This window comes from Nocardioides malaquae, from assembly GCF_015070385.1.
GTDB lineage: Bacteria > Actinomycetota > Actinomycetes > Propionibacteriales > Nocardioidaceae > Nocardioides > Nocardioides malaquae.
The window spans coordinates 162562-186776 of sequence record NZ_JADCSA010000006.1; the positions used below are offsets into that span (position 1 = coordinate 162562).

At 71.1% G+C, this 24215-nt stretch carries 20 protein-coding genes; 16 read left to right on the forward strand and 4 right to left on the reverse strand.

The genetic code is table 11. The annotated features are described in order from the left end of the window. Positions 1-26: 26 nt before the first annotated feature. Genes IEQ44_RS08140 through IEQ44_RS08150 form a run of 3 tightly spaced genes read left to right on the forward strand, consistent with a single transcriptional unit; the run spans position 27 to position 4059 of the window. A complete protein-coding gene (locus IEQ44_RS08140; RefSeq protein ID WP_193637946.1) occupies positions 27-650 on the forward strand; it encodes a PadR family transcriptional regulator in 624 nt (207 codons plus the stop codon). Then, complete coding sequence (locus IEQ44_RS08145) at positions 647-1372, forward strand: ABC transporter ATP-binding protein (protein ID WP_193637947.1); 726 nt, start codon at positions 647-649, stop codon at positions 1370-1372. The genes IEQ44_RS08140 and IEQ44_RS08145 overlap by 4 nt, the downstream gene beginning before the upstream one ends. Then, positions 1369-4059, forward strand: a complete 2691-nt coding sequence (locus IEQ44_RS08150; protein ID WP_193637948.1) for an ABC transporter permease — start codon at positions 1369-1371, stop codon at positions 4057-4059. Before IEQ44_RS08145 ends, IEQ44_RS08150 begins: the two co-directional genes overlap by 4 nt. A 3-nt stretch (positions 4060-4062) precedes the next feature. Here IEQ44_RS08150 and IEQ44_RS08155 read toward each other — a convergent pair whose 3' ends face one another. Then, entirely contained in the window at positions 4063-4812 is a 750-nt protein-coding gene (locus IEQ44_RS08155) for a MerR family transcriptional regulator (RefSeq protein WP_193637949.1), read from the reverse strand. A 139-nt stretch (positions 4813-4951) separates the two neighbouring features. Here IEQ44_RS08155 and IEQ44_RS08160 point away from each other — a divergent pair, with 139 nt between their 5' ends. Continuing rightward, positions 4952-6163, forward strand: a complete 1212-nt coding sequence (locus IEQ44_RS08160) for an acetyl-CoA C-acetyltransferase (protein WP_193637950.1) — start codon at positions 4952-4954, stop codon at positions 6161-6163. Positions 6164-6190: 27 nt separating this feature from the next. Beyond that, positions 6191-8401 carry a 3-hydroxyacyl-CoA dehydrogenase NAD-binding domain-containing protein gene (locus IEQ44_RS08165; RefSeq protein ID WP_193637951.1) on the forward strand — a complete coding sequence of 737 codons (2211 nt, stop codon included), beginning with the start codon at positions 6191-6193 and terminating at the stop codon, positions 8399-8401. 258 nt (positions 8402-8659) lie between these two features. Here IEQ44_RS08165 and IEQ44_RS08170 read toward each other — a convergent pair whose 3' ends face one another. Further along, complete coding sequence (locus tag IEQ44_RS08170; protein WP_193637952.1) at positions 8660-10438, reverse strand: DUF429 domain-containing protein; 1779 nt, start codon at positions 10436-10438, stop codon at positions 8660-8662. 81 nt (positions 10439-10519) lie between these two features. On the opposite strand from IEQ44_RS08170, the gene IEQ44_RS08175 reads away from it, so the two are divergent. The 6 genes from IEQ44_RS08175 (at position 10520) to IEQ44_RS08200 (ending at position 16129) form a co-directional block, all read left to right on the forward strand. Further along, positions 10520-11275, forward strand: a complete 756-nt coding sequence (locus IEQ44_RS08175) for an ABC transporter ATP-binding protein (RefSeq protein WP_319804570.1) — start codon at positions 10520-10522, stop codon at positions 11273-11275. After that, positions 11250-12827, forward strand: coding sequence for a hypothetical protein (locus IEQ44_RS08180; protein ID WP_193637953.1), 1578 nt, complete (start codon positions 11250-11252; stop codon positions 12825-12827). Before IEQ44_RS08175 ends, IEQ44_RS08180 begins: the two co-directional genes overlap by 26 nt. Positions 12828-12845: 18 nt before the next feature. Next, positions 12846-13718, forward strand: coding sequence for an ABC transporter substrate-binding protein (locus IEQ44_RS08185; RefSeq protein WP_193637954.1), 873 nt, complete (start codon positions 12846-12848; stop codon positions 13716-13718). Positions 13719-13750: 32 nt separating this feature from the next. Then, positions 13751-14635 carry an amino acid ABC transporter permease gene (locus tag IEQ44_RS08190; RefSeq protein WP_193637955.1) on the forward strand — a complete coding sequence of 295 codons (885 nt, stop codon included), beginning with the start codon at positions 13751-13753 and terminating at the stop codon, positions 14633-14635. Beyond that, the gene (locus IEQ44_RS08195) at positions 14632-15369 is read left to right on the forward strand and encodes an amino acid ABC transporter ATP-binding protein (protein ID WP_193637956.1); all 738 of its coding nucleotides are present in this window, start codon (positions 14632-14634) and stop codon (positions 15367-15369) included. The genes IEQ44_RS08190 and IEQ44_RS08195 overlap by 4 nt, the downstream gene beginning before the upstream one ends. 133 nt (positions 15370-15502) lie before the next feature. After that, positions 15503-16129: a histidine phosphatase family protein gene (locus tag IEQ44_RS08200; protein ID WP_193638012.1), complete on the forward strand. Its 627-nt coding sequence runs from the start codon at positions 15503-15505 to the stop codon at positions 16127-16129. Positions 16130-16171: 42 nt separating this feature from the next. On the opposite strand, the gene IEQ44_RS08205 is transcribed toward IEQ44_RS08200, so the two are convergent. Then, the gene (locus IEQ44_RS08205; protein WP_193637957.1) at positions 16172-16957 is read right to left on the reverse strand and encodes an SDR family oxidoreductase; all 786 of its coding nucleotides are present in this window, start codon (positions 16955-16957) and stop codon (positions 16172-16174) included. Between the two features lie 125 nt (positions 16958-17082). Then, positions 17083-17985, reverse strand: coding sequence for a hypothetical protein (locus IEQ44_RS08210; protein WP_193637958.1), 903 nt, complete (start codon positions 17983-17985; stop codon positions 17083-17085). A gap of 162 nt (positions 17986-18147) precedes the next feature. Between IEQ44_RS08210 and IEQ44_RS08215 the strand changes: the two genes are divergently transcribed. The 5 genes from IEQ44_RS08215 to IEQ44_RS08235 all read left to right on the forward strand — a co-directional run bounded on the left by IEQ44_RS08215 (position 18148) and on the right by IEQ44_RS08235 (position 24210). Beyond that, positions 18148-18759 (forward strand): TetR/AcrR family transcriptional regulator, encoded by a 612-nt coding sequence (locus IEQ44_RS08215; RefSeq protein ID WP_193637959.1) that lies wholly within the window; start codon positions 18148-18150, stop codon positions 18757-18759. 66 nt (positions 18760-18825) lie between these two features. Next, complete coding sequence (locus IEQ44_RS08220) at positions 18826-19626, forward strand: TIGR03084 family metal-binding protein (RefSeq protein ID WP_319804571.1); 801 nt, start codon at positions 18826-18828, stop codon at positions 19624-19626. Continuing rightward, on the forward strand, positions 19623-21398 hold the full coding sequence (locus IEQ44_RS08225; protein ID WP_319804572.1) for an acyclic terpene utilization AtuA family protein: 1776 nt from the start codon (positions 19623-19625) through the stop codon (positions 21396-21398). The genes IEQ44_RS08220 and IEQ44_RS08225 overlap by 4 nt, the downstream gene beginning before the upstream one ends. Beyond that, positions 21395-22567, forward strand: coding sequence for an acyl-CoA dehydrogenase family protein (locus tag IEQ44_RS08230; RefSeq protein WP_319804573.1), 1173 nt, complete (start codon positions 21395-21397; stop codon positions 22565-22567). Before IEQ44_RS08225 ends, IEQ44_RS08230 begins: the two co-directional genes overlap by 4 nt. Then, positions 22564-24210: an acyl-CoA carboxylase subunit beta gene (locus IEQ44_RS08235; RefSeq protein ID WP_193637961.1), complete on the forward strand. Its 1647-nt coding sequence runs from the start codon at positions 22564-22566 to the stop codon at positions 24208-24210. Before IEQ44_RS08230 ends, IEQ44_RS08235 begins: the two co-directional genes overlap by 4 nt. The last annotated feature ends 5 nt before the right edge of the window (positions 24211-24215 follow it).

Consider the following 24215-nt stretch of genomic DNA (forward strand, 5'->3'; position numbering starts at 1 on the left):
GGAGGACGGCTCGAGAGGGGGTGCGCATGTCGATCAAGCACTCGTTGCTGGCCCTGCTGGAGCAGGGACCCATGTACGGCTACCAGCTGCGGGCGGAGTTCGAGCAGCGCACGGGGGCCACCTGGCCGCTCAACGTCGGGCAGGTCTACCAGACCCTGTCGCGGCTCGAGCGTGACCGGCTGGTCGAGGTGGTGGCCGGTGACGACGCCGAAGCGTCAGCGGGGTCCGGGCAGACCGACGGTGCGGGGGAGCGCCAGGTCAGCTATCGGATCACCGAGGCCGGGCGGGCGGAGGTGGCGACGTGGTTCGCCACCCCCGTCCCCCGGGCCCACCCGCCGCGCGACGAGCTCGCCATCAAGCTGGCGCTGGCCGTGACCCTGCCCGGGGTCGACATCGGTCACCTCGTGCAGCAGCAGCGCTCGGCCACGATGGCCGCGCTGCAGGAGCACACCCGCGCCAAGCGCGCCCACACCCCTGAGCCGGGCAGCACCGCCGGCCTCGCCCACGGCCTGGTGCTCGACTCGCTCATCTTCGACACCGAGGCCGAGATCCGCTGGCTCGACCACTGCGAGAACCGGCTGCGCCGCGCCGCCCTCGACCACAGCTCCGGGGCGACGCGCCCCGCCGTCACCCCTGGGGAGACCCGATGAACGTCCTCACCTCTGCCGTGCTCCACCTCGACGACGTGACCCGCGTGCACGGCGACGGCGTGCTCGCCGTCAACGCCTTGCGCGGCGTCACCTTCACCGCCCGCCCCGGCGAGCTCGTCGCCGTCATGGGCCCCTCGGGCTCGGGCAAGTCGACCCTGCTCAACCTCGCCGGCGGCCTCGACACCCCGAGCACCGGCCGCGTCGTCATCGAGGGCACCGACCTCAACACCCTCGACGGCGCCGGCCGCGCCCGCGTGCGGCGTACGTCCGTGGGCTACGTCTTCCAGGACTACAACCTCATCCCGGCGCTCACCGCCGCGGAGAACGTGGCGCTGCCGCGCGAACTCGACGGCGACTCCCGTCGCGACGCCCGCGAGGCCGCGCTGGTCGCCCTCGAGCGGGTCGGCATCACCGAGCTCGCCGACCGCTTCCCCGACGAGATGTCGGGCGGTCAGCAGCAACGCGTCGCCATCGCTCGCGCCGTGGTGGGCGAGCGCCGCCTGATCCTGGCCGACGAGCCGACCGGCGCGCTCGACACCGAGACCGGCGAGGAGGTGCTGCGGGTGCTGCGCGACTTCTGCGACGCCGGCGCCGCGGGGGTGCTCGTGACCCACGAGGCCCGTCACGCTGCCTGGGCCGACCGCGTCGTCTACCTGCGTGACGGCCTGGTCGTCGACGAGTCCGGCGCCAGCGTGGGCGTCGGCGCCCAGGTGTTGCGATGAGTGCCCCTGGAGCGGGGTGGCGAGCGGGCTGGGGCATGGCCCTGCGCGTCGCCTGGCGCGACGTGCGGCGCCACAAGGCCCGCAGCGCGCTGGTCCTGGCGCTGATCGCGCTGCCGGTGCTGCTGGTCTCGTCGGGCGCCATCGTGGTGATGACCGCCGACGTGCGGGGGGCCGAACGCATCGGGCGTGAGCTCGGCGACGTGGCGCAGGCCCAGATCTGGAGCGAGGGCACCGAGCAGGTCCTGCAGTTGCCCGACCCACGCGAGGGGGTCAACTTCGTGGGTGGCGACGGCTCGTCCCGCAAGCTCCCCGGGGCGACGGAGCTGGCCGCCCTCCTGGGTGACGACCGCCCGGTGCAGCAACTGTTGAGCTCCTCCTCGACCGTGCTTCTTCCCGATGGTGCGCCCTCCCTCGTGGACGTGCGCGAGGGGGAGTGGAGCGATCCGCTGTTGGCCGGCCTGGTCGAGGTGGTCGACGGTCGGCTTCCCGGGGCGCCCGACGAGGTCGTCGTGACCGAGGAGCTGCTCGCCGCCGGGTTCGACATCGGTTCTGCCTTCCCGGTCAGCGGCGTGGAGCCAGCCCCCTCGGTGGTCGGCGTGGTCCGCGACGCCACCGACGTCAACAACACGATCGCGTACGGGCCGCCGGGGTCGCTGCTGGCGGCCGACGCGCCCGAACGCGACCAGTGGTGGGGCACGACATGGCTGGTGGGTGGTGACCCGGTCACCTGGGACGAGGTCCTGGAGCTCAACGACGAAAAGTTCGTCGTCTTCTCCCGGGCCGTGGTCACCGACCCGCCCCCGGACTCCGAGGTGCCCTACAAGGAGGACGAGGGCATGTACTCCTCCTCCGCGGAGCAGGTGGAGTACATGGCCGTCGTGGCGATGATCATCACGATGGTGCTGCTCGAGGTGGTGCTGCTGGCCGGGCCGGCGTTCGCCGTCATGGCGCGCCACCACACGCGTACGCTCGCGCTCGTCGCCGCCTCTGGTGGCACGCCGCGGCAGGCCCGTCGCGTCATCCTCGCTGCCGGTGTGGTCCTGGGGTTCGTCGCCACCCTGGCAGGGTTGGTGCTCAGCGTCCCGGTGGCGGCCGCCGTCATGCCGTGGGCGCAGGGGCTCATGTGGGAGCGCTTCGGCCCCTTCGACGTGCCGTGGTTGGTGTTGCTGGTGGTCGGCGCCTTCGGGTTGGCCTCGGCCCTGCTCGCCGCGGTCGTACCGGCATGGTTGACCTCGCGCCAGGACGTCGTGGCCGCGTTGGCGGGTCGCCGGTCCGACGGGGCCCCGAAACTGCAGGTCCCGGTGATCGGTGTCCTGGTCCTGGGGCTGGGGGTCACCGGAGCGGTCATCGGCGCCCAGCGTCAGCAAGACCTGGGACCGGTGTTGATGTCGGCCTCCGCGGTGGTGACCATGATCGGGATGATCCTGGTGGTGCCGGCCCTGGTCGGGCTGGTGGCCCGTTCCGCCCGCCGCCTCCCGCTGCCGATGCGGTATGCCACCCGTGACGCCGCGCGGCACCGGACGCGGACGGTCCCGGCGATCGCTGCCGTGGCCGCGACGGTGGCCGGAGTGGTCGCTCTGGGCATCAGCGTCGCCAGCGACGAGTTGGAGAACCAGGAGACCTACATGCCGATGACCGCGCTCGGGACGGGTCTGGTCACCTTCGACACCGAGTTGATGGAGCCCGGCGACGAGCCGCCGTGGGACGAGATCGAGTCCGCGGCGACCACGGCGCTGCCGAGCGCAGAGGTGGTGCGGGTGCGGGGGGCCGAGGAGGTCTACGGCCACCAGAGCAACAGCTATTGGATGATCCGCAACGACCGAGGACGTGACCTTCATCTTCTGGAGTCCTACGGCTCCAGCTTCGGCAGCTCGATCCTGGTCCAGGACGCGCCGTCGGACATGACCCTGAGCGCTGCTGAGCGTGAGGAGATCGCGGCGGTGCTGGCAACCGGAAAGGCCGTGGTCCTGGGGAACCGCGAGCCCCGCAGGGCGTTCGAGGAGGTCATCCTCGTCCACCGGCAGTGGGAGGGTGGCGAGGACCGGGTCGTTGACCGCGTGACGATGCCTGCGGAAGTCGTGCGCGTGGCAGGTTCGCCGTGGGCGCAGGTCATCGTGCCGACGTCGCTGGAGAGCCGCTTCGCCGACGGTGCGGTGAAGCCCATCGGTCTGGCGGTGACCAGCCAGCTCGACGCCGCCGACGAGCGGACGCTGGCGGGGGCGGTGCGCGACGTCAGTGCGCGCGCCCACCTCCAGGTCGAGCGCGGCTTCCAACGCGACGCGGACGTGGTCGTGCTGATCTGGGTCCTGGGTGTGGTCGGCGCCCTGCTGATGCTCGCCGGCACGCTGACGGCGACGTTCCTGTCGCTGGCCGACGCCAAGCCTGACCTGGCCACCGTCTCGGCGGTGGGTGGGTCGCCGCGGACCCGACGGTCCGTCGCGGCGTCGTATGCCCTGATGATCGCCTCGGTCGGGGCCGTGCTCGGCGCTCTGGTCGGATTCGTGCCGGGGCTGGCGCTCTCCCGATCGATGACAGTCACGGACTACGGGTTTGCTCCGACCGGTCCCTACCTGGACGTGCCGTGGGTGTTGATCGGCTCCCTGGTCGTCGCGCTGCCGTTGTTCTCCGCGGCGGTGGTCTGGCTCTTCTCCCGGTCGCGCCTGCCGATGGTGGCGCGGATCGACTGAGCCTCAGCGACCGCGGTGGACGATGTCGGCCCGGGTGGCCTCGTCCATCGCGGTCTCGTAGGCGGAGACCAGCGAGGTGATGGAGAGCGGCTTGATCCGCGCGACGACCTCGGAGAGGCGCTCGCGGGTCATGCCGGCCTCCTTGTACGTCGGCCAGACCTGGGTGCGGAAGACCGCGAGCAGCTCCTCGGCGAGCTCCTTGCCGTGGCGGGCGTAGAGCTCGCGGCCGGCGCGGGCGGCCGCGGCGGGGTAGCCGATCTCGAGCAGGCCCAGGCCGACGGAGAACTGGGTGAGCGCCACCTCGTAGGTGCCGTCGCCGCAGGGCAGGGTGATCTCCATCTCCTCCAGGGTGGTGAGCTCGTCGTCGGTGAGCTCACGCCCGGCGCGCGAGTCCAGCTCGGCGCGCGTCAGGCGTACGGGCCGGTCGGCCATCCACGGGGCCTGCATCGTGCGCTGCATGGCGATCTCCTCGGCGGAGGCGTCCTCGGGGATCGCGGCCACGTACTTCTCGATGGCCGCGAGGGTGAAGCCGTGGGCCTGCAGCTCCTGGACGAGCTCCAGGCGGGCGACGTGCGCGGGCGTGTAGTAGCCCGACCGGCCACGGCGGATCGGCGGGGGCACCAGGCCCTTGGTGGTGTAGAAGCGCACGTTGCGCACGCTCATCCCCACCCGGGCGGTCAGCTCGTCGAGGGTGAGCAGGTCGCGCAGGGCGTCGCGCGGCTCCACGGGTGTGTCGACGTCCTGGTCCGCCATCGCGTCTCCCTCTCGCTGGATCTGGCCCTCGTGCGCGCCGCACGGGAAGGTCGGGGCGCCGGATTCCGTGGCACCCCTTGACGACCGTGACACCGATAATGTCACAATCGGCGCACCAACACGATCACCAAGGACGGTCATGGCAGAAGCATTCGTGTACGACCACATCCGGACGCCGCGTGGGCGGGGCAAGGCCAACGGCACCCTCCACGAGGTGAAGCCGATCGACCTCGCGGTCGGCCTCCTCGACGCGGTCAAGGACCGCAACCCCGGCTTCGACCCGGGTCGCGTCGACGACGTCGTGCTCGGCGTCGTCTCCCCGATCGGCGAGCAGGGCGCCGACATCGCGAAGACCGCTGCGCTCGCCGCCGGCTACCCCGACGAGGTCGCGGGCGTGCAGCTCAACCGCTTCTGCGCCTCCGGCCTCGAGGCCGTCAACCAGGCTGCCCAGCGCGTGCGCTCCGGCTTCGAGGACCTCATCCTCGCCGGCGGTGTCGAGTCGATGTCGCGCGTCCCGATGGGCTCCGACGGCGGCCCGTGGGCCCAGGACCCGGCCACCGCGTTCAAGTCCTCCTTCGTGCCCCAGGGCATCGGCGCCGACCTGATCGCCACCGTCGAAGGCTTCAGCCGCACCGACGTCGACGCGTACGCCGCGCAGTCGCACGCGCGTGCGGCCGAGGCGTGGGAGAAGGGCTACTTCGCCAACTCCGTCGTGCCCGTGCGCGACATCAACGGCCTGGTCGTGCTCGACCGTGACGAGACGATCCGTCCCGGCACCTCCGCCGAGTCGCTCGCCAAGCTCAAGCCGTCGTTCGCCCAGATCGGCCGCGACGCCGGCTTCGACGAGGTGGCGCTGCAGAAGTACCACTGGCTCGAGGAGATCGACCACGTCCACCACGCCGGCAACTCCTCCGGCATCGTCGACGGCGCGGCCCTGGTCGCCATCGGCTCCGAGCAGGTCGGCAAGGACCTCGGCCTCACGCCGCGGGCCCGCGTGCTCGCCACGGCCGTCTCCGGCGCCGACCCGGTCATCATGCTGACGGGCCCCGGCCCCGCCGCCAAGAAGGCGCTGGCCAAGGCCAACCTGAGCGTCTCCGACATCGACCTCTTCGAGATCAACGAGGCGTTCGCCGCCGTCGCCATGCGCTTCATGCGCGACATGGGCATCGACGACTCGATCACCAACGTCAACGGCGGCGCCATCGCCATGGGCCACCCCCTCGGCGCCACCGGCGCCATGATCCTCGGCACCCTGATCGACGAGCTCGAGCGTCGCGGCCAGCGTCGCGGCCTCGCCACGCTCTGCGTCGGCGGCGGCATGGGCATCGCCACCATCGTCGAGCTGGTCTGAGTCGGGTTGAGAGAAGGAACTGAACTGATGAGCACCGAGAACCAGACCGAGACCGCGGTCCGCTACGAGCGCGACGCCGACGGCGTCGTCACCCTGACCCTGGACGACCCGAACCAGTCGGCCAACACAATGAACGAGCTGTACGCCCGCTCGATGGCCGCCGTCGTCGACCGGCTCGCCACCGAGGTCGAGGCCGGCGACGTCAAGGGCGTCGTCATCGCGTCGGCCAAGAAGACCTTCTTCGCCGGCGGTGACCTCAAGGCCATGACCTCCGGTGAGGGCACGCCCGAGCGGTTCTTCGCCGAGGTCGAGGGCATCAAGGCCACCCTGCGCAAGCTCGAGACCCTCCCCGTCCCCGTCGTCGCCGCGATCAACGGCGCCGCCCTCGGCGGTGGCCTCGAGATCGCGCTGGCCGCCAACCACCGCATCGCCGTCGACTCCTCCGGCGTCCAGGTGGGCCTGCCCGAGGCCAGCCTCGGCCTGCTGCCCGGTGGCGGCGGCGTGACCCGCACCGTGCGCATGTTCGGCCTGCAGACCGCCCTGATGGAGATCCTGCTCCAGGGTCCGCGCTTCAAGGCGGCCCAGGCGAAGGAGAAGGGCCTCGTCGACGCCCTCGTCGCCACCCAGGAGGAGCTCCTGCCGGCCGCGCGCCAGTGGGTGCTCGACAACGCCGGTGACGAGGCCGCGGCCACGCAGCCGTGGGACCGCCCCGGCTACAAGATGCCCGGCGGCAAGCCGTCCTCGCCGGCGCTCGCCTCCTTCCTGCCGGCCTTCCCGGCCCTGCTGCAGAAGCAGCTCAAGGGTGCTGACTACCCGGCGCAGAAGGCGATCATGTCGGCCGCCGTCGAGGGCGCCACGACCGACTTCGACACCGCCTCGCGCATCGAGTCGCGCTACTTCGTCTCGCTGGTCACCGGCCAGAACGCCCAGAACATGATCAAGGCGTTCTTCGTCGACCTGCAGGCCATCAACTCGGGCGCGATGCGTCCCGACGGCTTCGAGAAGTACGTCGCCAAGAAGGTGGTCGTGCTCGGCGCCGGGATGATGGGCGCGGGCATCGCCTACGTCTGCGCCCGCGCCGGCATGGAGGTCGTGCTCAAGGACGTCTCCCTCGAGAACGCCGAGAAGGGCAAGGCCTACTCCGCGAAGATCAACGAGAAGGGTGTCTCCCGCGGCAAGCTCACCCAGGAGAAGTCCGACGCGCTCCTTGCCCGGATCACCCCGACCGCCGACGCAGCCGATGCCGCCGGCGCCGACCTGGTCATCGAGGCGGTCTTCGAGGACCCCGAGCTGAAGGCGAAGGTCTACGCCGAGGTCCTGCCGAACGTCGCCCCCGACGCGCTGCTGTGCTCCAACACCTCGACCCTGCCGATCACCGGCCTGGCCAAGGGTGTGGACCGTCCCGCCGACTTCATCGGCCTGCACTTCTTCTCGCCGGTCGACAAGATGCCGCTGGTGGAGATCATCCGCGGCGAGGAGACCTCCGACGCGACGCTCGCGAAGGCGTACGACGTGGTCCAGATGATCCGCAAGACGCCGATCGTGGTCAACGACTCGCGTGGCTTCTACACCTCGCGGGTCATCGGCGTGCAGATCAACGAGGGTCTGCGGATGCTCGGCGAGGGCGTCCACCCGGTCTCGCTGGAGCGGGCCGCGACCATGGCCGGCTTCCCGGTCGGGCCGTTGCAGATCTCCGACGAGCTCAACCTCGAGCTGATGGTCAAGATCCGCAAGGCCACCGAGGCGGCCATGGAGAAGGCGGGCATCCAGGTGCCCAACGACGCCTCGAAGACGGTCGTCGACCGGATGATCGAGCTCGGTCGCTCCTCGCGCCTGGTCGGCAAGGGCTTCTACGACTACGACGAGTCCGGCAAGCGCGCCAAGCTCTGGCCCGGCCTGAAGGAGGAGTTCCCGCCCAGCGAGGAGCAGATCCCCTTCGTCGACATCCAGGAGCGGATGCTCTTCATCGAGGCCCTCGAGACCGCGAAGTGCTTCGAGGAGGGTGTCATCACCTCCGCCGCCGACGCCAACATCGGCTCCATCATGGGCATCGGCTTCCCGGCCCGCCTCGGTGGTGCGGCGCAGTTCATCACCGGCTACGAGGCTGCCGACGGCTCGGTCGGTCTGGACGCCTTCATCAAGCGCGCGAAGGAGCTGGCCGCCACCTACGGCGACCGCTTCGAGCCGGGCGCCTACCTGGAGGGTCTCGCCGCGAAGGGTGAGTCGCTGCCCCAGTGAAAAGTGCAGTGAGAAGGCGCAGTGCGTGACGCGCTGAGTTGCTTACGGACGGGGAGGGAGCCGCGAGGTTCCCTCCCCGTCCGGCCATTTCCTGGGCCGGCCCGGACCCGGAACCGGACTCCGGCTCGGCGCCGGTGCACGCCGCAGACATCCCGAGCACCGGCAGTACCCGCAGCGAGTTCGACCACCACCGTGTCGGAGACTCGGCCCCCATTGGGCCCATACGCCGCCACAACGCGCGAGCTTCCGACGTGGTGGTCACTCCCCGCGCATCTTGGCGAGCCTGGCCCGCAGGGAGTCGACCCGGTGGGAGTTGTCGCGCAGCTGCACGTAGGTGTCGCCGTAGGTCCACAGCAGGGCGTCGTCGAGTCGGCGCACCGCGCCGGGCGGGTAGCGGTAGCCCATCCGGCTGGCCAGCAGGTCGGCGTCGACGGAGCGGATCACCTCGCCCAGCTCGCGCAGCGAGGTGATGCCGAGCTCGAGCGCCAGCGCTCCGATCCATGCGTAGTGGTCGGTGCGAGACCAACCGGCGTCGGCATACTGCCCGGCGAGGAAGGCGGCCAGCTCGCGGGGCGTGATGCGGGGGTCTGCGCTGAGCTCTTGGTCCAGACTCTCCTCGAGGTCTCCGCCGGTCTCTCCGGGGGACATCAGCCGCTCGCGGATCATGGAGAACTCGCGGTCGGCCAGCTCCAGCAACCCGGCAGCCAGGGTGAAGCGACGGTCCAGGTCGGGGGCATGCTCCTCGGGGATGGAGCCCTTGTAGCGGATGTCGTGCTCGAACTCCGCCCAGGCGTGCTGGAGCACCGTGCGCACCTGCACCTGGGCGCTGCGACCGGCCAGCTGGGGCCGCTCCGCATCCCGGGTGGCGTCGAGGCCGATCTGCAGGTGGCGGCTGGAGTAGCCGAAGCGGCCCTCGCTGGCGGTCTCGACCCCCATGTCGCGGTCGTCGAGCACGCTCACCTGGTCGGTGAGCACGTCGACGACCGCCTGCACGTCGCTCTCCACGTAGGTGATGACGCGCAGGCCCACCTGGTCGTGGATCTGGCGCAGCGGATCGCTGAAGGCGGGCACCCCGTCGACGAGGCGGGTGGCCTTGGCGGCGAACGAGCTGAGCGACTTGGCCCGCCCGTCCACCGTCAGGTAGTTGATGCCGGCGTCGTCGAGCATCGCGCGCACCAGGTCGACCCACTCGGTGGTGGCGGCGCGCAGGGCGGGCAGCTGCTCGGCGTACTCCCGCACCGCCGTGCCGGGGTCGGCGACCGGCGTCCGTCGGCGGCCGCGCTTGGCGGGGGAGTGCCCCTCCGGCAGCGCGGGGGTGACGATCGCGCCGGTGGCGGCGTCACCGAAGGTGGCGGTCTCCTCCGGGCGGCGCGTCGCGAAGAGTGCCACGTAGGCGCAGACCACGGCGTCGACCTGGTCCTCGGCCACGCGCAGGTCGCTCTTGCGCCCGGCGGTCTCCACGGCCGTACGCAGCTGGGCCCAGGCGTCGGGGGCGGCCGGCGGGTCGAGCACGAGCGGGGGATCGGCGGTGGCCAGTGACTCGACCAGGCCCAGCAGCACGAGCAGCTCGGCGCGCAGCTGCTCGAGGCCGCGGCCGGTCTTCTGCTTGTACTTCAGCGTGCGGCCGAGTCGGAAGAGCGAGATCGTGGCAGCGTGCGGGTAGACCTCGATGGCCCGCCGGGTGCGCGAGGAGGCGGGGTCGAGGTCGAGGCCCAGACGCTCGGCCAACCGGGCGCCGCGGGGCTGCTCGGCGAACTCGGCCCGCCCGGTGTTGACGGGGTGGGCGCCGGCGTCGAAGGCGGCGAACACCTTGTTGAGAGCCCGCTCGGCGGGCCGGTTGCCGGTCGGGTTGGTGACGACGAGCGGGGCGTCGAGCGCGACCACGCACGCGTCGTCGGTGTAGGGCTCGAGGGAGGCGACGATCTCCTCGTCGGTGACGACGCTGGCCAGGTGCACCAGCTGCCCGGCGTCGTCGAGGACCGCCAGCCCGGTGGGCCTGCGTTCCCCCCAGGCGAGGTCGACTCCGACGAAGTGCATGGGAGCAGCCTCGCATCTCCGGTCGGATCCGCTCTCGGCGAAACCCCCGCGCGTCGGTCACGATCCGGGGAGAATCGACGGGTGACACAGCCCCTCCCTGCGTCCGGGTCGTCCCCGCACGCCTCCGCCACCCCGCCCCCCGCCGTCGTGGTCGACGACCTGCACGTCAGGTTCGGGGAGGTCGAGGCCGTCGTCGGCGTCGGCTTCGAGGCGCTGCCCGGCCGCGCCACCGCCCTGCTGGGCCGCAACGGCGCCGGCAAGTCGACCACCATGCGGGTGCTCGCCGGGGTGGTGCCACCGACCAGCGGCCGCGTCCTCGTGGCCGGCATCGACGTCACGAAGGACCCGCTGGGGGTCAAGCGTGCCGTCGGCTACTGCCCCGACGTGGGTGGGCTCGTGCCGCGGGCGACCCCGTGGGAGCACCTCCAGCTCTCCGCGGCGTTGCGCCGGATGACCGACTGGGAGGCGCGGGCGCGTGACCTGCTGGAGCGCTTCGAGCTCGGCGACGTGGCCCACCGCGTCACCGCCGGCTTCTCCCACGGCATGGGGCGGCGGCTCTCGGTGATCCTGGCTGCCTTCCACGAGCCCGACGTGCTGCTGCTCGACGAGCCGTTCGACGGCGTCGACCCGATCGGGGTGGAGGCCACCTTCGACGTGGTCTCCGACGCCCGGGCCCGGGGTGCGGCGGTGCTGCTCTCCACGCACCTGCGCGAGCTGGCCATCGAGGCGTGCACGACGGCCCTGGTCCTGCGCGGTGGCGCGCGGGTCGCCGACATGGACGCCCTCGACCTGCGGGGGGAGGCCGGCGCCGATGCCTATCGCGCCCTCCTCGACTGAGGCTGCTCCCGCCGTCCGGGAGTACGCGGGTTCCGCCGCGCCGTGGGCGCCGGCTGAGATCCGTCGTGCCGTCGCCGACACCCGCCACCTGCTGCGCTTCCGCGCCGGCACCGTCCGGCGTCCAGCCGTGGTGCGCACGGCGTGGCTGCTGCTGGTCGGCCTGACCACGGCCGCCGTCGTGGGCCCGGCGCTCGCCCCGGGGGCTGGCGGGGACGGGATGGCCTTCAACACCTTCCTGCTGCTGCCGACCTTCATGGTCGGATTCCTGGGTCTGACGATCGCCGCCGCGATCGCCTCGGGCGGTGGTCGTGAGCTGCTCTCGGGCGAGCACGCCGTCTCCCACCCGATCAGTCCGACGACCGACCACCTGGGTGCGCTGCTGATGGCGCCGCTCAACATCGGGTGGATCATCCAGGCGTGGTTCCTGCTCGGGGCCACCACCTTCGCCCACGGCTGGGACGCGTTCCCGTGGCTGCTCTCGATCATGGTGCTGTGGATCGTCGCGGCCACCGCGCTCGGCCAGGTCGTCGCCTGGTCCGTCGAGGCGGTGCGCCGGCGCCGCCACGGCGTCGTCGTGGTGCGTACGTCCGGGGTCGCCCTGGCGCTCTTCCTGGGGTGGCTGCAGGTCGCCGGCCACTTGAGCACCGTGCTCGACGCCGTGCCGACGCTGCAGCTCGTGGTCGCCGGCCTCCAGGGCTTCAGCGCCTCGTGGGTCGGGGCGATCGCGGCGCTGCTGGCGATCACCGCGGTGGCGCTGGTGCTGGGCGGAGCCGCCTGCCACGCAGCTGTCCGCAGGATGACCCGTGACGAGGTCAAGGTCGAGACGAAGCACTTCCAGGCGCGGCCGACCCCGTCGAGCCCGTGGTTGGTGCTGGTGCGCATCGACCGGGCGTCGGTGTGGCGGGCGGTGCCGATGCGCCGCGGCATGCTGGTGCTGGCGGTCGGTCCGGGCTTGATCGCCTTCGCCGGATCGCTGGCCTGGGACAACATCGTGATCCTGCCCGGCCTGGTCGCCAGTGGTGGTGCCCTGCTCTACGGCGTCAACGCGTTCTCGTTGGACGGGCGTGGTGGCCTGTGGCGCGAGAGCCTGCCGGTCGACCCGATGCACGTGTGGACGGCGCGCAGTTGGGTGATGGCCGAGTGGCTGCTCTTCGCTTCGCTGATCACGGTCTTCCTCGCCTCGCTGCGGGCGGGCGCTCCGACCGCCTCTGAGGCCGCCGCGATCGTCTGTCTGGTCCTGGTGGTGACGGTGCAGGTCGTCTCGGCGGCCATGCGCTGGTCGGTGCGGCGCCCCTTCGCCGTCGACCTGCGCTCGGCGCGGGCCACCCCTGCGCCGCCGACCGTGATGGTCGGCTACTCCGCGAAGCTGGCGTTGAGCACCACGCTGACCGCGATGGTCTTCTCCACGGCGTCGTGGGCGGCGCCGTGGCCGGTCGTGGTGCTGCTGGCCCTGCCCTTCCTGGCGTGGTCGGTCACGGCCTGGGTCCGGGCCGGGCTGGTCTGGACCGATGCGTCCGCGCGAGCGGTGGTCGTGACCACCGTGGCTGCCTGAACATCTACCATTCAGCACATGCGTATCCGTGGTACTGCCGCCGTCGTCTCCTTGCCCCTCGCTCTGGCGCTCGCCGCCTGTGCCCCGGCCGAGGAGGAGCCCGACGCCGGCTCGACCCCCACCGCCGAGGTGACGGACCCCGCTGAGTGCGCGGCGGACAAGGTGATGTCCGCCGGCACGCTCACCGTGGGCACCGACTCGCCGGCCTACGAGCCGTGGTTCGCCGACAACGACCCGTCCAACGGCCGGGGCTTCGAGTCCGCCGTCGCCTACGCGGTCGCGGAGAAGCTGGGCTTCGAGGCCGCCGACGTGGAGTGGGTCAAGGTGCCCTTCAACAACTCCTACGCCCCCGGTGCGAAGAAGTTCGACTTCGACATCAACCAGATCTCGATCACCGAGGAGCGGAAGAAGGTCGTCGACTTCTCCGAGGGCTATTACGAGCCCACCCAGGCGATCGTCGCGCTCAAGGACTCCGCGGCCGCGAAGGTCGCCGACCTCGACGCGCTGAAGGATTTCAAGCTGGGCGCGCAGACCGGCACCACGTCGCTGACGGCCGTGCGCGAGGAGGTCGAGCCGACGGCGCAGCCGCTGGTCTTCGAGGACACCAACGCGGCCAAGCAGGCACTGCTCAACGGTCAGGTCGACGCGATCGTCGCCGACCTGCCGACGGCGCTCTACATCAGCGCGGCCGAGATCGAGGGCTCCACGGTCATGGGTCAGTTCGCCTACGAGGACGACGCGACGGAGGAGTTCGGCCTGCTCTTCGAGAAGGGCAACGCTCTGGTCGGCTGCGTCGACGCCGCGCTCGCGGAGCTGGGGGAGGACGGCACCCTGGCCGCGCTGGAGCAGGAGTGGCTCTCCGAGACCGCTGACGTCCCGGTCCTCGACTGATCACGACGCTGCTGCTTCCTGACTGAGTCCACGTGAACGACACGGGTGCGCCGGCCGGCGGCCGGAGCGCTGCCGCCTGGCAGCCGAGCGAGCGCGAGCTCGCCCGCCGCGCGGTCCGGCGTAACCTGCGACGTCGCCAGCTCCTCATCGCCTCGACCGTCACGGTCGTCGTCTTCGGCGCGCTGGCGGTCGGCACCACCCAGCTGCCCGGCTGGGAGCGGGTGCAGGAGACGTTCTTCTCGCCCGAGCACGCGCGCGACTCCTTCCCCGCGATCCTGGCCGGCTTCTGGGTCAACGTGAAGATGTTCCTCATCGCCGAGCCGATCATCTTGGTGCTGGGCCTGCTGGTGGCGCTCTCGCGGCAGAGCACGTCGGCGTGGTTGACGCCGTTGCGGCTGGTGGCCATCGGCTACACCGACCTCTTCCGCGGCATCCCGACCATCCTGCTGGTGCTGCTCTGCGGCTTCGGCATCCCCGCGCTGGGCCTCTCCGGGGTCACCAACGACCTCTTCTTCTGGGCGCTGGTCGCGCTGGTGCTCTCCTACGGTGCCTACGTCGCGGAGGTCTTCCGCGCCGGCATCGAGTCGATCCACCCCTCGCAGTGGGCGAGCGCGCAGACGCTGGGGCTCAGCCGGGTGCAGGCGATGCGCCACGTGATCGTGCCCCAGGCCGTACGCCGCGTGGTCCCCCCGCTGCTCAACGACTTCGTGTCGCTGCAGAAGGACACGGCGCTGGTCTCGACGATCGGCATCTTCGACGCCGTCTTCTCGGCCCGCGACTACGGCAACTACCACTTCAACTACACCGCCATGGTCGTGGTGGCGGCCTTCTTCGTGGCGTTGACGATCCCGCTGGCCCGGTTCACCGACCGGCTGCAGCGGCGCTACGCCGAGCGCGAGCGGGCGGGGGCGAGATGAGCGAGCCGCTGCTGCGGGTGCGGGGCGTACGCAAGGCCTACGGCCCCAAGGTCGTGCTCGACGACGTCTCTCTCGACGTCGCCGCCGGGGACGTGGTCTGCCTGATCGGGGCGTCGGGCTCCGGCAAGTCGACGCTGCTGCGCTGCCTCAACCTGCTCGAGGACGTCGACGACGGCATGATCGACTTCGAGGGCCGTGAGATCTCCGACCCGCGCGTCGACCGCCGGGCGGTTCACGCCCGGATGGGGATGGTCTTCCAGGCCTACAACCTCTTCCCGCACCTGACGGTGCTCGACAACGTCACCCTGTCGCCGCGTCGCGTCCACCGGGTCCCGAGGCGGGGGGCCCAGGCGCGGGCGCGGGTGCTGCTGGAGCAGTTCGGGCTGGCCGACAAGGCTGACGTGCACCCCGACCGGCTCTCCGGTGGCCAGCAGCAACGCGTCGCCCTGGTGCGGGCCCTGGCGACCGGCCCGTCTTTGCTGCTGCTCGACGAGATCACCGCCGCCCTGGACCCTGAGCTGGTCGGCGACGTGCTCCGGGCGGTGAGGGCGCTGGCGGCCGAGGGCACCACGATGATCCTGGCCACCCACGAGATGGACTTCGCCCGGGACGTCGCCACCAAGGTCTGCTTCCTCGACGGCGGACGGATCCTCGAGCAGGGGCCACCCGAGCAGATCTTCTCCGCGCCGCGCGAGGAGCGGACCCGCCAGTTCCTGGCTCGCGTGCTGCGCTGAGCCCGTGCCGCTCCTGCGGCGTCCCGGCGTGTCAGCCGGCCGTGTCGGTGGAGCCTGGTCCTTCGCGACGCCGTCCGCGTGCTGGAGCGGTGCGCCGGTGAGGACGCGGCCATCTCCTGAGAGAGTGACCCGCATGGGACAGGTGCTGCTCATCCGCCATGGACAGGCGTCCTTCGGGACCGACGACTACGACCGGCTCTCCGCCGTGGGGCAGGAGCAGGCCGTGGCGCTCGGCCGGGCGCTCGCCGGCCTGACCCCCGAGCTGGTCGTCCACGGCGAGCTCCGTCGCCAGCGGGAGACCGCCGAGCACGCGGTCGCGGTGGCCGGGTGGGACGCGCCCGTCGAGGTGGACCCGAGGTGGGACGAGTTCGAGATGGTCGGCAGCGCCGCGCGGATGGCGCGCAGCAGCCTGACGGACGCGCGCGAGTTCCAGGCTTGGTACGAGGCCGCGACCGACCGCTGGCTGGCCGGCGAGGAGCTCGAGCCGGGCCAGGAGCCGTACGCCGAGTTCACCGCCCGCACCTCCGGCGCCCTCGCCGCGGTCGCCGAGCACGGCACCGCCGTGGTCTTCACCTCCGGCGGCCCGATCGCCAGCCTCAGCGCTGGGCTCCTCGACGGGGGGCAGGCCGCCTACCGTCGCCTGATGCCGGTGATGGTCAACGCCTCGATCACCAAGATCCTCGTCGGTCGGCGCGGGATGAGCCTGGTCCAGTTCAACGGCCACGACCACCTGACCCGCGAGCAGGTCACCTACCGCTGAGGCGTACGCCCGGTGCCGGCGACGTCAGACCATCGTCCGGAGTCAGACCATCTTCCGGACCAGGCCGAGCGGCGCCACCTTGAGGACGGCCGCGACCGGCGTCCAGGGCCAACCCGGCACGGAGACCGACTTCTTCTCCTTCACGATCGCGTCGACGATCGCGGTGGTTCCCCGCTCCGTGGAGGCCATGAGCAGACCGGGCTTGCGGTTCGGGTCGCTCATCTCGGAGATGATGAAACCGGGGTGGATCACGGAGATCCGGTACTGCGGCTTGCTGTGCAGCTCCGTGCGCAGCCCTTCGGCCAGGTGGGCCACGCCCGCCTTGGTGGCGGCGTAGGCGGTCATCGCCTTCGGCATCCCACGCTTGGCGGAGACGCTGGAGATCATCACCAGGTGACCGCCGTCCTGCGCCCGGAAGATCTCCATGGCGGCCTCGGTCTGGGCCAGCGCGCCGATGAAGTTGGTCATCGCCGTGTCGCGGTTGGCGTCGAAGCGCCCCGTGCCCAGGGGAGCGCCCTTGCCGATCCCCGCGTTGACGACCACCCGGTCGATCGCGCGGCCGTCGGCGGCGAACTCGTCGCGGAAGGCACGGAAGACCTCGAAGACTGCGTCGTGGTCGTCGACGTCCAGCGCCCGCACCGACACCTTCCGCTCCGGGTGAGCGGCGAGGATCTCCGTACGCAGCTCCTCGAGACGCTCTGTCCGTCGGGCGCAGAGCGCGAGGTCGTGACCCCGGGCGGCCAGCTGGCGTGCCATCTCGGCCCCGAGCCCGCTCGAGGCTCCGGTGATCAACGTGGTCTGCGAGGGGCGCGGCGTGGCGGCAGTCATGGGGGCGAGTGTGGCAAAGGTGCGGTCGGTGCGGGAAGTCCGGCCCGGGCCCGGACGTACAGAACCCGCCCGGGCAAGTCCGGGCGGGTCCTGTGCTGCGCCGCTCGGCGCGGTGCCGGTCAGGCTCAGGGAGCGACCGGCTCACCCTGCAGGGTGCGGTAGGTGTAGGCCTGCGCCAGGATCACGATGGGCGTGGCCACCACGATGCCGATGCAGCAGGCGAGCAGGCCGGCGACGGTGGCGACGATCGACAGCAGGACGAAGAGGAGCACCGACCCCACGTTGTCCTTGACCAGGTTGAAGCTGGACTTGATGGCCTCCAGCGCGCTCTGGTTCTTGTCGATGATGAAGTAGTTGGTGAACATCGTCAGCAGGCCGACGACCAGACCGGGCAGGACGCAGAGGATGAGTCCGATCGTGGTCGCGACGCTGATGATCAGCGACGCGATCAGGATCTGCAGCCAGTCGATGCCCTGGGTGAGGTTGGTGAATCCCTGGCCGTTGGCCACGTTGAGGGCTCCACGCACCAGCAGCGCCATGAAGAAGAGGCTGATCAGCGTCGTGAGGAGGTTGCTCAGGATGGAGCCGATGCTGCTGACGCCGGCCGCTGCGCCGACGCCGCCGAAGTCGACCGTGCCGTCGTCGTTGACGGTGACCTCGTTGGAGGAGCTGAACCCACCGGTGATGAAGCTGCTCACCAACGACACGATGAAGACCACGACGAAGAAGGCCAGCACGAGACCGATCATCATCGCGGCGTTGGCCTTGAACTTGTTCCAGGCCCACGAGAAGGCGTTGCTGACGCTGTAGCCGCCGCCACCACCACCTCCACCGCCGTACCCGGGGCCCCCGGGCGGGGGCGGGGGTGCCTGGCCGTAGTCGGGCTGGCCGTAGCCGCCCTGCTGCCCGTAGTTCGGCTGGCCGTAACCGGGCTGCTGGCCGCCGGGCTGCCCGTAAGGGTCCTGGCTTGGCTGCCCCTGGGGGTCCTGGCCGTAGGGATTGTTCGGGTCGTTGCCGTAGGTCGACACGCCGCCTCCTTCTCGTCCGGGCGTCCTGACCCGGCCCCTCGCGTGAGGCACACCCTAGTGAGTCTCGGTGACAGCTCGGTGCAACGGTCCAGACCGGTAATGTCCGAGAAAACTTACCAACAGGCTTGACTGTTTGTAAGTCGCCGTTGCAGGCTTGCCGCCATGAGCACCTCGCCGACACGCGTCCCCCAGGAGGAACGCACCCGTGCCATGCGGGCCCGCCTCCTCGAGGCGACGGTGGAGTGCCTGGTGGAGCACGGATTCTCCGGCACCTCGACCACGCTGGTCAGTCAGAGAGCCGGGGTCTCCCGCGGCGCCCAGCTCCACCACTTCCCGACCAAGAACGACCTCGTCGTCGCTGCCGTCGCCCACATCGCCGACACCCGCGCCGGCGAGCTCGCCGCCGCGCTCGCCGACGCCCCCACGGGGGAGCGGCGTACGCGTGCGGTGCTGGAGCTGCTCGCCGAGCACTTCACCTCGCCGATCTTCGCCGCGGCGCTCGAGTTGTGGGTCGCCGCCCGCACCGACCCCACCCTCGCCGAGGCCGTCGGTCCACTCGAGCAGCGCGTGGGTCGCCAGGCCCACGAGCTCACCGCCGCGGCACTGGGCGTCGACGGCTCGGCCCGCGGCACCCGCGAGCTCGTCCAGGCCACCCTCGACCTCGTGCGTGGCCTCGGCCTGGCCAACACCATCTCCGACGACGCGCGCCGCCGCGGCCGGATCCTCGACGCCTGGGCGGTCACCCTCGACGCCCAACTGGCTCGCAACGCATGACGGGGGGCATCGCTCCAGCCCTTCTCCAGACCCCCACAGATCCATCGACCCCCAAGGAGCGTGACCGTGCCTGACAGCGTGCTCACAGGAGTGCTGGCTGACCTGGCCGCCGAAGGCGACCGGCTCGACGAGCTCGTCGCCGGCCTGAGTGACGACGAGTGGCGCACCGCCACCCCTGCCGAGGGCTGGGACGTCGCCACCACCATCGCCCACCTCGCCTGGACCGACGAGGTTGCCGTCAAGGCGGCACGCGACAAGGAGGCGTGGGACGCCGAGGTGATGGGCGCGATCATGAACCCCACCGGGTACGTCGACGAGATGGCGCTCCAGGGCGCCGAGGCGGCTCCCGCCGACCTGCTCGCCCGCTGGCGCGCCGCCCGCCCGGCGCTGGTCCAGACACTGCGGGAGTTTCCCGAGGGCGAGAAGATGATGTGGTTCGGCCCGCCGATGTCGCCCGCCTCGATGGCGAGCGCCCGCTTCATGGAGACCTGGGCCCACGGGCTCGACGTCGCCGACGCCCTCGGTGTCGAGCTGGAGCCGACCGACCGGATCCGCCACGTCGCCCACATCGGCGTGCGCACCCGCAACTACTCGTTCAAGAACAACGAGCTCGAGGCCCCGGCCGAGGAGTTCCGCGTCGAGCTGACCGCCCCGTCGGGCGAGGTGTGGACGTACGGCCCCGAGGACGCCGCGCAGAAGGTCACCGGCTCGGCCCTCGACTTCTGCCGACTGGTCACCCAGCGCGTGCACCGCGACGACACCGACCTGGTCGCCACCGGCGCCGACGCCGAGCAGTGGCTCACCATCGCCCAGGCGTTCGCCGGTCCCGCCGGCGGTGGCCGCGCCCCGAAGGGGGACGACCAGTGAGCACCGACAGCTCCGCGGCCCGTCCCGCGATCATCGGCAACTGCTCCGGCTTCTACGGCGACCGGCTGTCCGCCTTCCGCGAGATGCTCGAGGGGGGACCGCTCGACTACCTGACCGGCGACTACCTCGCCGAGCTGACCATGCTCATCCTGGGCCGCGACACCTTCAAGGACCCGAACCTCGGCTACGCCCGCACCTTCGTACGCCAGTGCGAGGACGCGCTGGGCACCGCGCTGGAGAAGGGCGTCAAGGTCGTCACCAACGCCGGCGGACTCAACCCCGCCGGCCTGGCCGACAAGCTGCGTGAGGTCTCGACCGGGCTCGGCCTGGACGTGAAGATCGCCCACGTCGAGGGCGATGACCTGCGACCGAAGTCGGCCGAGCTCGGCTTCACGAACGCGCTGACCGCCAACGCCTACCTGGGTGGCTTCGGCATCACCGCTGCGCTCAACGCCGGCGCCGACGTCGTCGTGACCGGCCGCGTGACCGATGCCTCGGTGATCGTCGGCCCCGCCGCCGCCCACCACGGCTGGACGCTCGACGACCACGACGCGATCGCCGGCGCGATGGTCGCCGGCCACGTCATCGAGTGCGGCACCCACGCCACCGGTGGCAACTTCTCGGGCTTCCTCGCGCTGCCGAAGGGCGCGCGGGCGAAGGCGATGGGCTTCCCGATCGCCGAGATCGCCGCCGACGGCGCCAGCGTGATCACCAAGCATGCCGGCACCGGCGGCGCGGTCACCGTCGACACCGTCACCGCGCAGCTGGTCTACGAGATCCAGTCCGGCCTCTACCTGGGCCCCGACGCCACCGCCGACCTGACCTCGATCGAGGTCAGCCAGGAGGGCGAGGACCGGGTCGCGATCGCCCACGTGACCGGCCAGGCCCCGCCGGAGACCCTCAAGGTCTGCGTCAACGAGCTCGGGGGTTGGCGCAACTCGATGGAGTTCCTGATCACCGGCCTCGACACCGACGAGAAGGTCGACTGGATCAAGCGCCAGGTCACCGAGGCGTGGGGCGACAAGGCTCCCGCCACGGTCGTCTGGTCCGAGGGCCCGCCGCCCGTCGACGACCCGGCCACGATGGCCGAGGCCGCCACGATCCTGCGGGTCATGTGCCTCGACGCCGACGCCAAGGTTGCCGGCAAGGGCTTCACCGCCCCCGCCGTCGAGATCGCGCTTGCCTCCTACCCCGGCTGCACCCTCGTCGGCCCGCCCACCCCGGCATCGCCCTACGGCATCTACCGCCCGGAGTACGTCTCCCGCAGCGAGGTCGCGCACACCCTCGTGCACGCCGACGGCACCCGGGAGCTCATCGCCGACCCCACCGCGTACGCCCCGCTCGACGGCGTCGCTGACGCCGGCCGCACGGCCTCCCGCGGGGCCGCGACGGTCGTGCCCGCCACCGCCGAGGGTGAGACCGTCCCGCTGGGTCGCCTCGTGCACGCCCGCTCCGGCGACAAGGGCGGCAACGCCAACCTCGGCCTCTGGATCCCGCGTGACAACGGGGCCGAGTCCGACGTGAAGTACGCCGCCCGGGTGGCCTGGCTGCTCGACTTCGTGACGCCCGAGCGCGTCCGCGAGCTCGTGCCCGAGGCCGCCGACCTCGACGTCGACGTCTACGCCCTGCCCCAGCTGGGCGCCGTCAACGTCGTCATCCACCGCCTGCTCGGGGCAGGCGTCGCCGCGTCCACCCGCGTCGACCCCCAGGCCAAGGCCCTGGGCGAGTGGGTCCGATCCCGTTTCGTCACTGTCGAAGGAGGCCTGCTGTGACGGCAGTCGCCGAAGAACTCTCCTCGGTGGAGGACCGCGCTGCGCTCAAGGCCGCAGCTGCCGAGTTCACCCGCCGGGAGATCGCCCCCCACATTCAGGAGTGGGAGGACGCCGGTGCCCTCCCGCGCGAGCTCCACGTCAAGGCCGCGGCCGCCGGGCTGCTCGGGGTCTCGTTCCCCGAGTCCGTCGGTGGCTCCGGCGGCGGGCTGCTCGACACCGTCGCGCTGCAGGAGGGCATGTTCTCCGAGGGCGCGACCTCGGGCCTGATGTCCGCGCTGTTCACTCACGGCATCGCCTGCCCGCACATCGTGGCGCACGGCTCCGACCACCTGATCGACACGTACGTCCGCCCCACGCTCGCCGGCGAGATGATCGGTTCGCTCGGGATCACCGAGCCCGGCGGCGGCTCCGACGTCGGCAACATCCGCACCACCGCGGTGCGTGAGGGTGACCACTGGGTGATCAACGGGTCGAAGACCTTCATCACCTCCGCCACCCGTGCCGACTTCGTCACCACCGCCGTCCGCACCGGTGGCCCGGGCGCCGGCGGCATCTCGATGATCGTGGTGCCGACCGACACCCCCGGCTTCACGGTCGACCGCAAGCTGCAGAAGATGGGTTGGCACTCCTCCGACACCGGAGAGATCTCCTACGTCGACGTGCGCGTGCCGGTGCAGAACCTGGTCGGCGACGAGAACGCCGGCTTCTGGTACATCGCCGAGCAGTTCGTCGTCGAGCGGATGGCCCTGGCCATCCACGGCTACGGCATCGCCGAGCGTTCGCTCGCCCTGACGGTCGACTACTGCCGTGAGCGTGACACCTTCGGCAAGCCGCTGATCAGCCGCCAGGTGGTGCGCCACAAGCTCGTCGAGATGCGTCGCCAGGTGGAGGCCGCCAAGGCCTACACCCACCTCGTCGCCCAGCAGTACGTCGACGCCGGAGGCCCCACCGAGGCCGTCATCGCCCAGGCGTGCCTGGCGAAGGAGACCGCCTGCAACGCCGCGACCTACGTCTGCGACCAGGCCGTGCAGCTGCACGGCGGGACCGGCTACATGCACGGCACCGAGGTGGAGCGGCACTACCGCGACGCCCGGCTGCTGCCGATCGGTGGAGGCGCCACCGAAGTGCTCACTGACCTTGCCGCCAAGCTGTTGGGATATGCGAAATGACCGAGACCACCACTGAAGCCACCGAGGCCGAGGCCACGGAGGAGCTCACCGTCGAGGAGCAGCGCAGGGCCCATCTGCTCGGCAAGCTCGCCGACCTCGACTCCCAGCACGCGAAGGCCGTCGCCGGAGGTGGCGAGAAGTACATCGAGCGCCACCACAAGCGCGGCAAGCTGCTGCCGCGTGAGCGCATCGAGCTGCTCATCGACGAGGGCACCGCGTTCCTCGAGCTGAGCCCGCTGGCCGGCTGGGGCTCCGACTTCACCGTCGGCGCCTCCACCGTCTGCGGCATCGGCGTCGTCGAGGGCGTGGAGTGCATGATCTCCGCCAACGACCCCACCGTGAAGGGTGGCGCCTCGAACCCGTGGACGCTGAAGAAGACCTTCCGGGCCGCGCAGATCGCCGAGGAGAACAACCTTCCGCAGATCTCCCTGGTCGAGTCGGCCGGTGCCGACCTGCCCACGCAGAAGGAGATCTTCATCCCCGGCGGAAAGATCTTCCGCGATCTGGCCCGCGCCTCGGGTCGTCGCCAGCCCACCATCGCGCTGGTCTTCGGCAACTCGACCGCCGGTGGCGCCTACGTGCCCGGCTTGAGCGACTACACCGTCATGGTCAAGGAGCAGGCGAAGGTCTTCCTGGCCGGCCCGCCCCTGGTCAAGATGGCCACCGGTGAGGAGACCGACGACGAGGAGCTGGGTGGCGCCGAGATGCACGCCCGCATCTCGGGCCTGGCCGACTACCTGGCCGAGGACGAGCGCGACGCGATCCGCCTCGGCCGCCGCATCGTCGCCCGCCTCAACTGGAAGAAGGCGCGTCCGGAGGGCGAGCGTACGGCTGCCGGTCTTTCTTGGGCAGAGCCCGAGCACGACCCGGAGACGCTGCTCGACCTGATCCCCACCGACCTCAAGGAGCCCTTCGACCCGCGTGACGTCATCGTCCGCATCGTCGACGGTGTCTCCGAGGGCAACGCCGTGCCCTTCGACGAGTTCAAGCCGCTCTACGGCTCCTCGCTCGTCACCGGGTGGGCCCGCCTGCACGGGCGCGAGATCGGCATCCTGGCCAACGCCCAGGGCGTCCTCTTCTCCGAGGAGGCGCAGAAGGCGACCCAGTTCATCCAGCTGGCCAACGCGAAGAACACCCCGCTGCTCTTCCTGCACAACACCACCGGCTACATGGTCGGCAAGGAATACGAGCAGGGCGGCATCATCAAGCACGGCGCAGCGATGATCAACGCGGTCTCCAACTCGACCGTGCCGCACATCTCCGTGCTGATCGGCTCGTCCTACGGCGCCGGCAACTACGGCATGAACGGACGCGCGTACGACCCGCGGTTCCTCTTCACCTGGCCCAACGCGAAGTCGGCCGTCATGGGTCCGGCCCAGCTCGCGGGCGTGCTCTCGATCGTCTCGCGTGCCGCCTCGGAGGCGAAGGGCAAGCCGTTCGACGAGGAGGCCGACGCCGGCATGCGTGCCTTCGTCGAGCAGATGGTCGAGGAGCAGTCGCTGCCCTACGTGCTGAGCGGGATGCTCTACGACGACGGCGTCATCGACCCCCGCGACACCCGCACCGTGCTGGGCATCGCCTTCTCCGCCATCGACACCGTCCCCACCGAGGGCACCGACCGCTTCGGCGTCTTCAGGATGTGAGTGAA

What these genes read in the sequence shown, in the direction of transcription:
- IEQ44_RS08140 (WP_193637946.1), top strand. Translation starts at nt 27, where the DNA reads ATGTCGATCAAGCACTCGTTGCTGGCCCTGCTGGAGCAGGGACCCATG.
- IEQ44_RS08145 (WP_193637947.1), top strand. Translation starts at nt 647, where the DNA reads ATGAACGTCCTCACCTCTGCCGTGCTCCACCTCGACGACGTGACCCGC.
- IEQ44_RS08150 (WP_193637948.1), top strand. Translation starts at nt 1,369, where the DNA reads ATGAGTGCCCCTGGAGCGGGGTGGCGAGCGGGCTGGGGCATGGCCCTG.
- IEQ44_RS08155 (WP_193637949.1), bottom strand. Translation starts at nt 4,812, where the DNA reads ATGGCGGACCAGGACGTCGACACACCCGTGGAGCCGCGCGACGCCCTG.
- IEQ44_RS08160 (WP_193637950.1), top strand. Translation starts at nt 4,952, where the DNA reads ATGGCAGAAGCATTCGTGTACGACCACATCCGGACGCCGCGTGGGCGG.
- IEQ44_RS08165 (WP_193637951.1), top strand. Translation starts at nt 6,191, where the DNA reads ATGAGCACCGAGAACCAGACCGAGACCGCGGTCCGCTACGAGCGCGAC.
- IEQ44_RS08170 (WP_193637952.1), bottom strand. Translation starts at nt 10,438, where the DNA reads ATGCACTTCGTCGGAGTCGACCTCGCCTGGGGGGAACGCAGGCCCACC.
- IEQ44_RS08180 (WP_193637953.1), top strand. Translation starts at nt 11,250, where the DNA reads ATGCCTATCGCGCCCTCCTCGACTGAGGCTGCTCCCGCCGTCCGGGAG.
- IEQ44_RS08185 (WP_193637954.1), top strand. Translation starts at nt 12,846, where the DNA reads ATGCGTATCCGTGGTACTGCCGCCGTCGTCTCCTTGCCCCTCGCTCTG.
- IEQ44_RS08195 (WP_193637956.1), top strand. Translation starts at nt 14,632, where the DNA reads ATGAGCGAGCCGCTGCTGCGGGTGCGGGGCGTACGCAAGGCCTACGGC.
- IEQ44_RS08200 (WP_193638012.1), top strand. Translation starts at nt 15,503, where the DNA reads ATGGGACAGGTGCTGCTCATCCGCCATGGACAGGCGTCCTTCGGGACC.
- IEQ44_RS08205 (WP_193637957.1), bottom strand. Translation starts at nt 16,957, where the DNA reads ATGACTGCCGCCACGCCGCGCCCCTCGCAGACCACGTTGATCACCGGA.
- IEQ44_RS08215 (WP_193637959.1), top strand. Translation starts at nt 18,148, where the DNA reads ATGAGCACCTCGCCGACACGCGTCCCCCAGGAGGAACGCACCCGTGCC.
- IEQ44_RS08235 (WP_193637961.1), top strand. Translation starts at nt 22,564, where the DNA reads ATGACCGAGACCACCACTGAAGCCACCGAGGCCGAGGCCACGGAGGAG.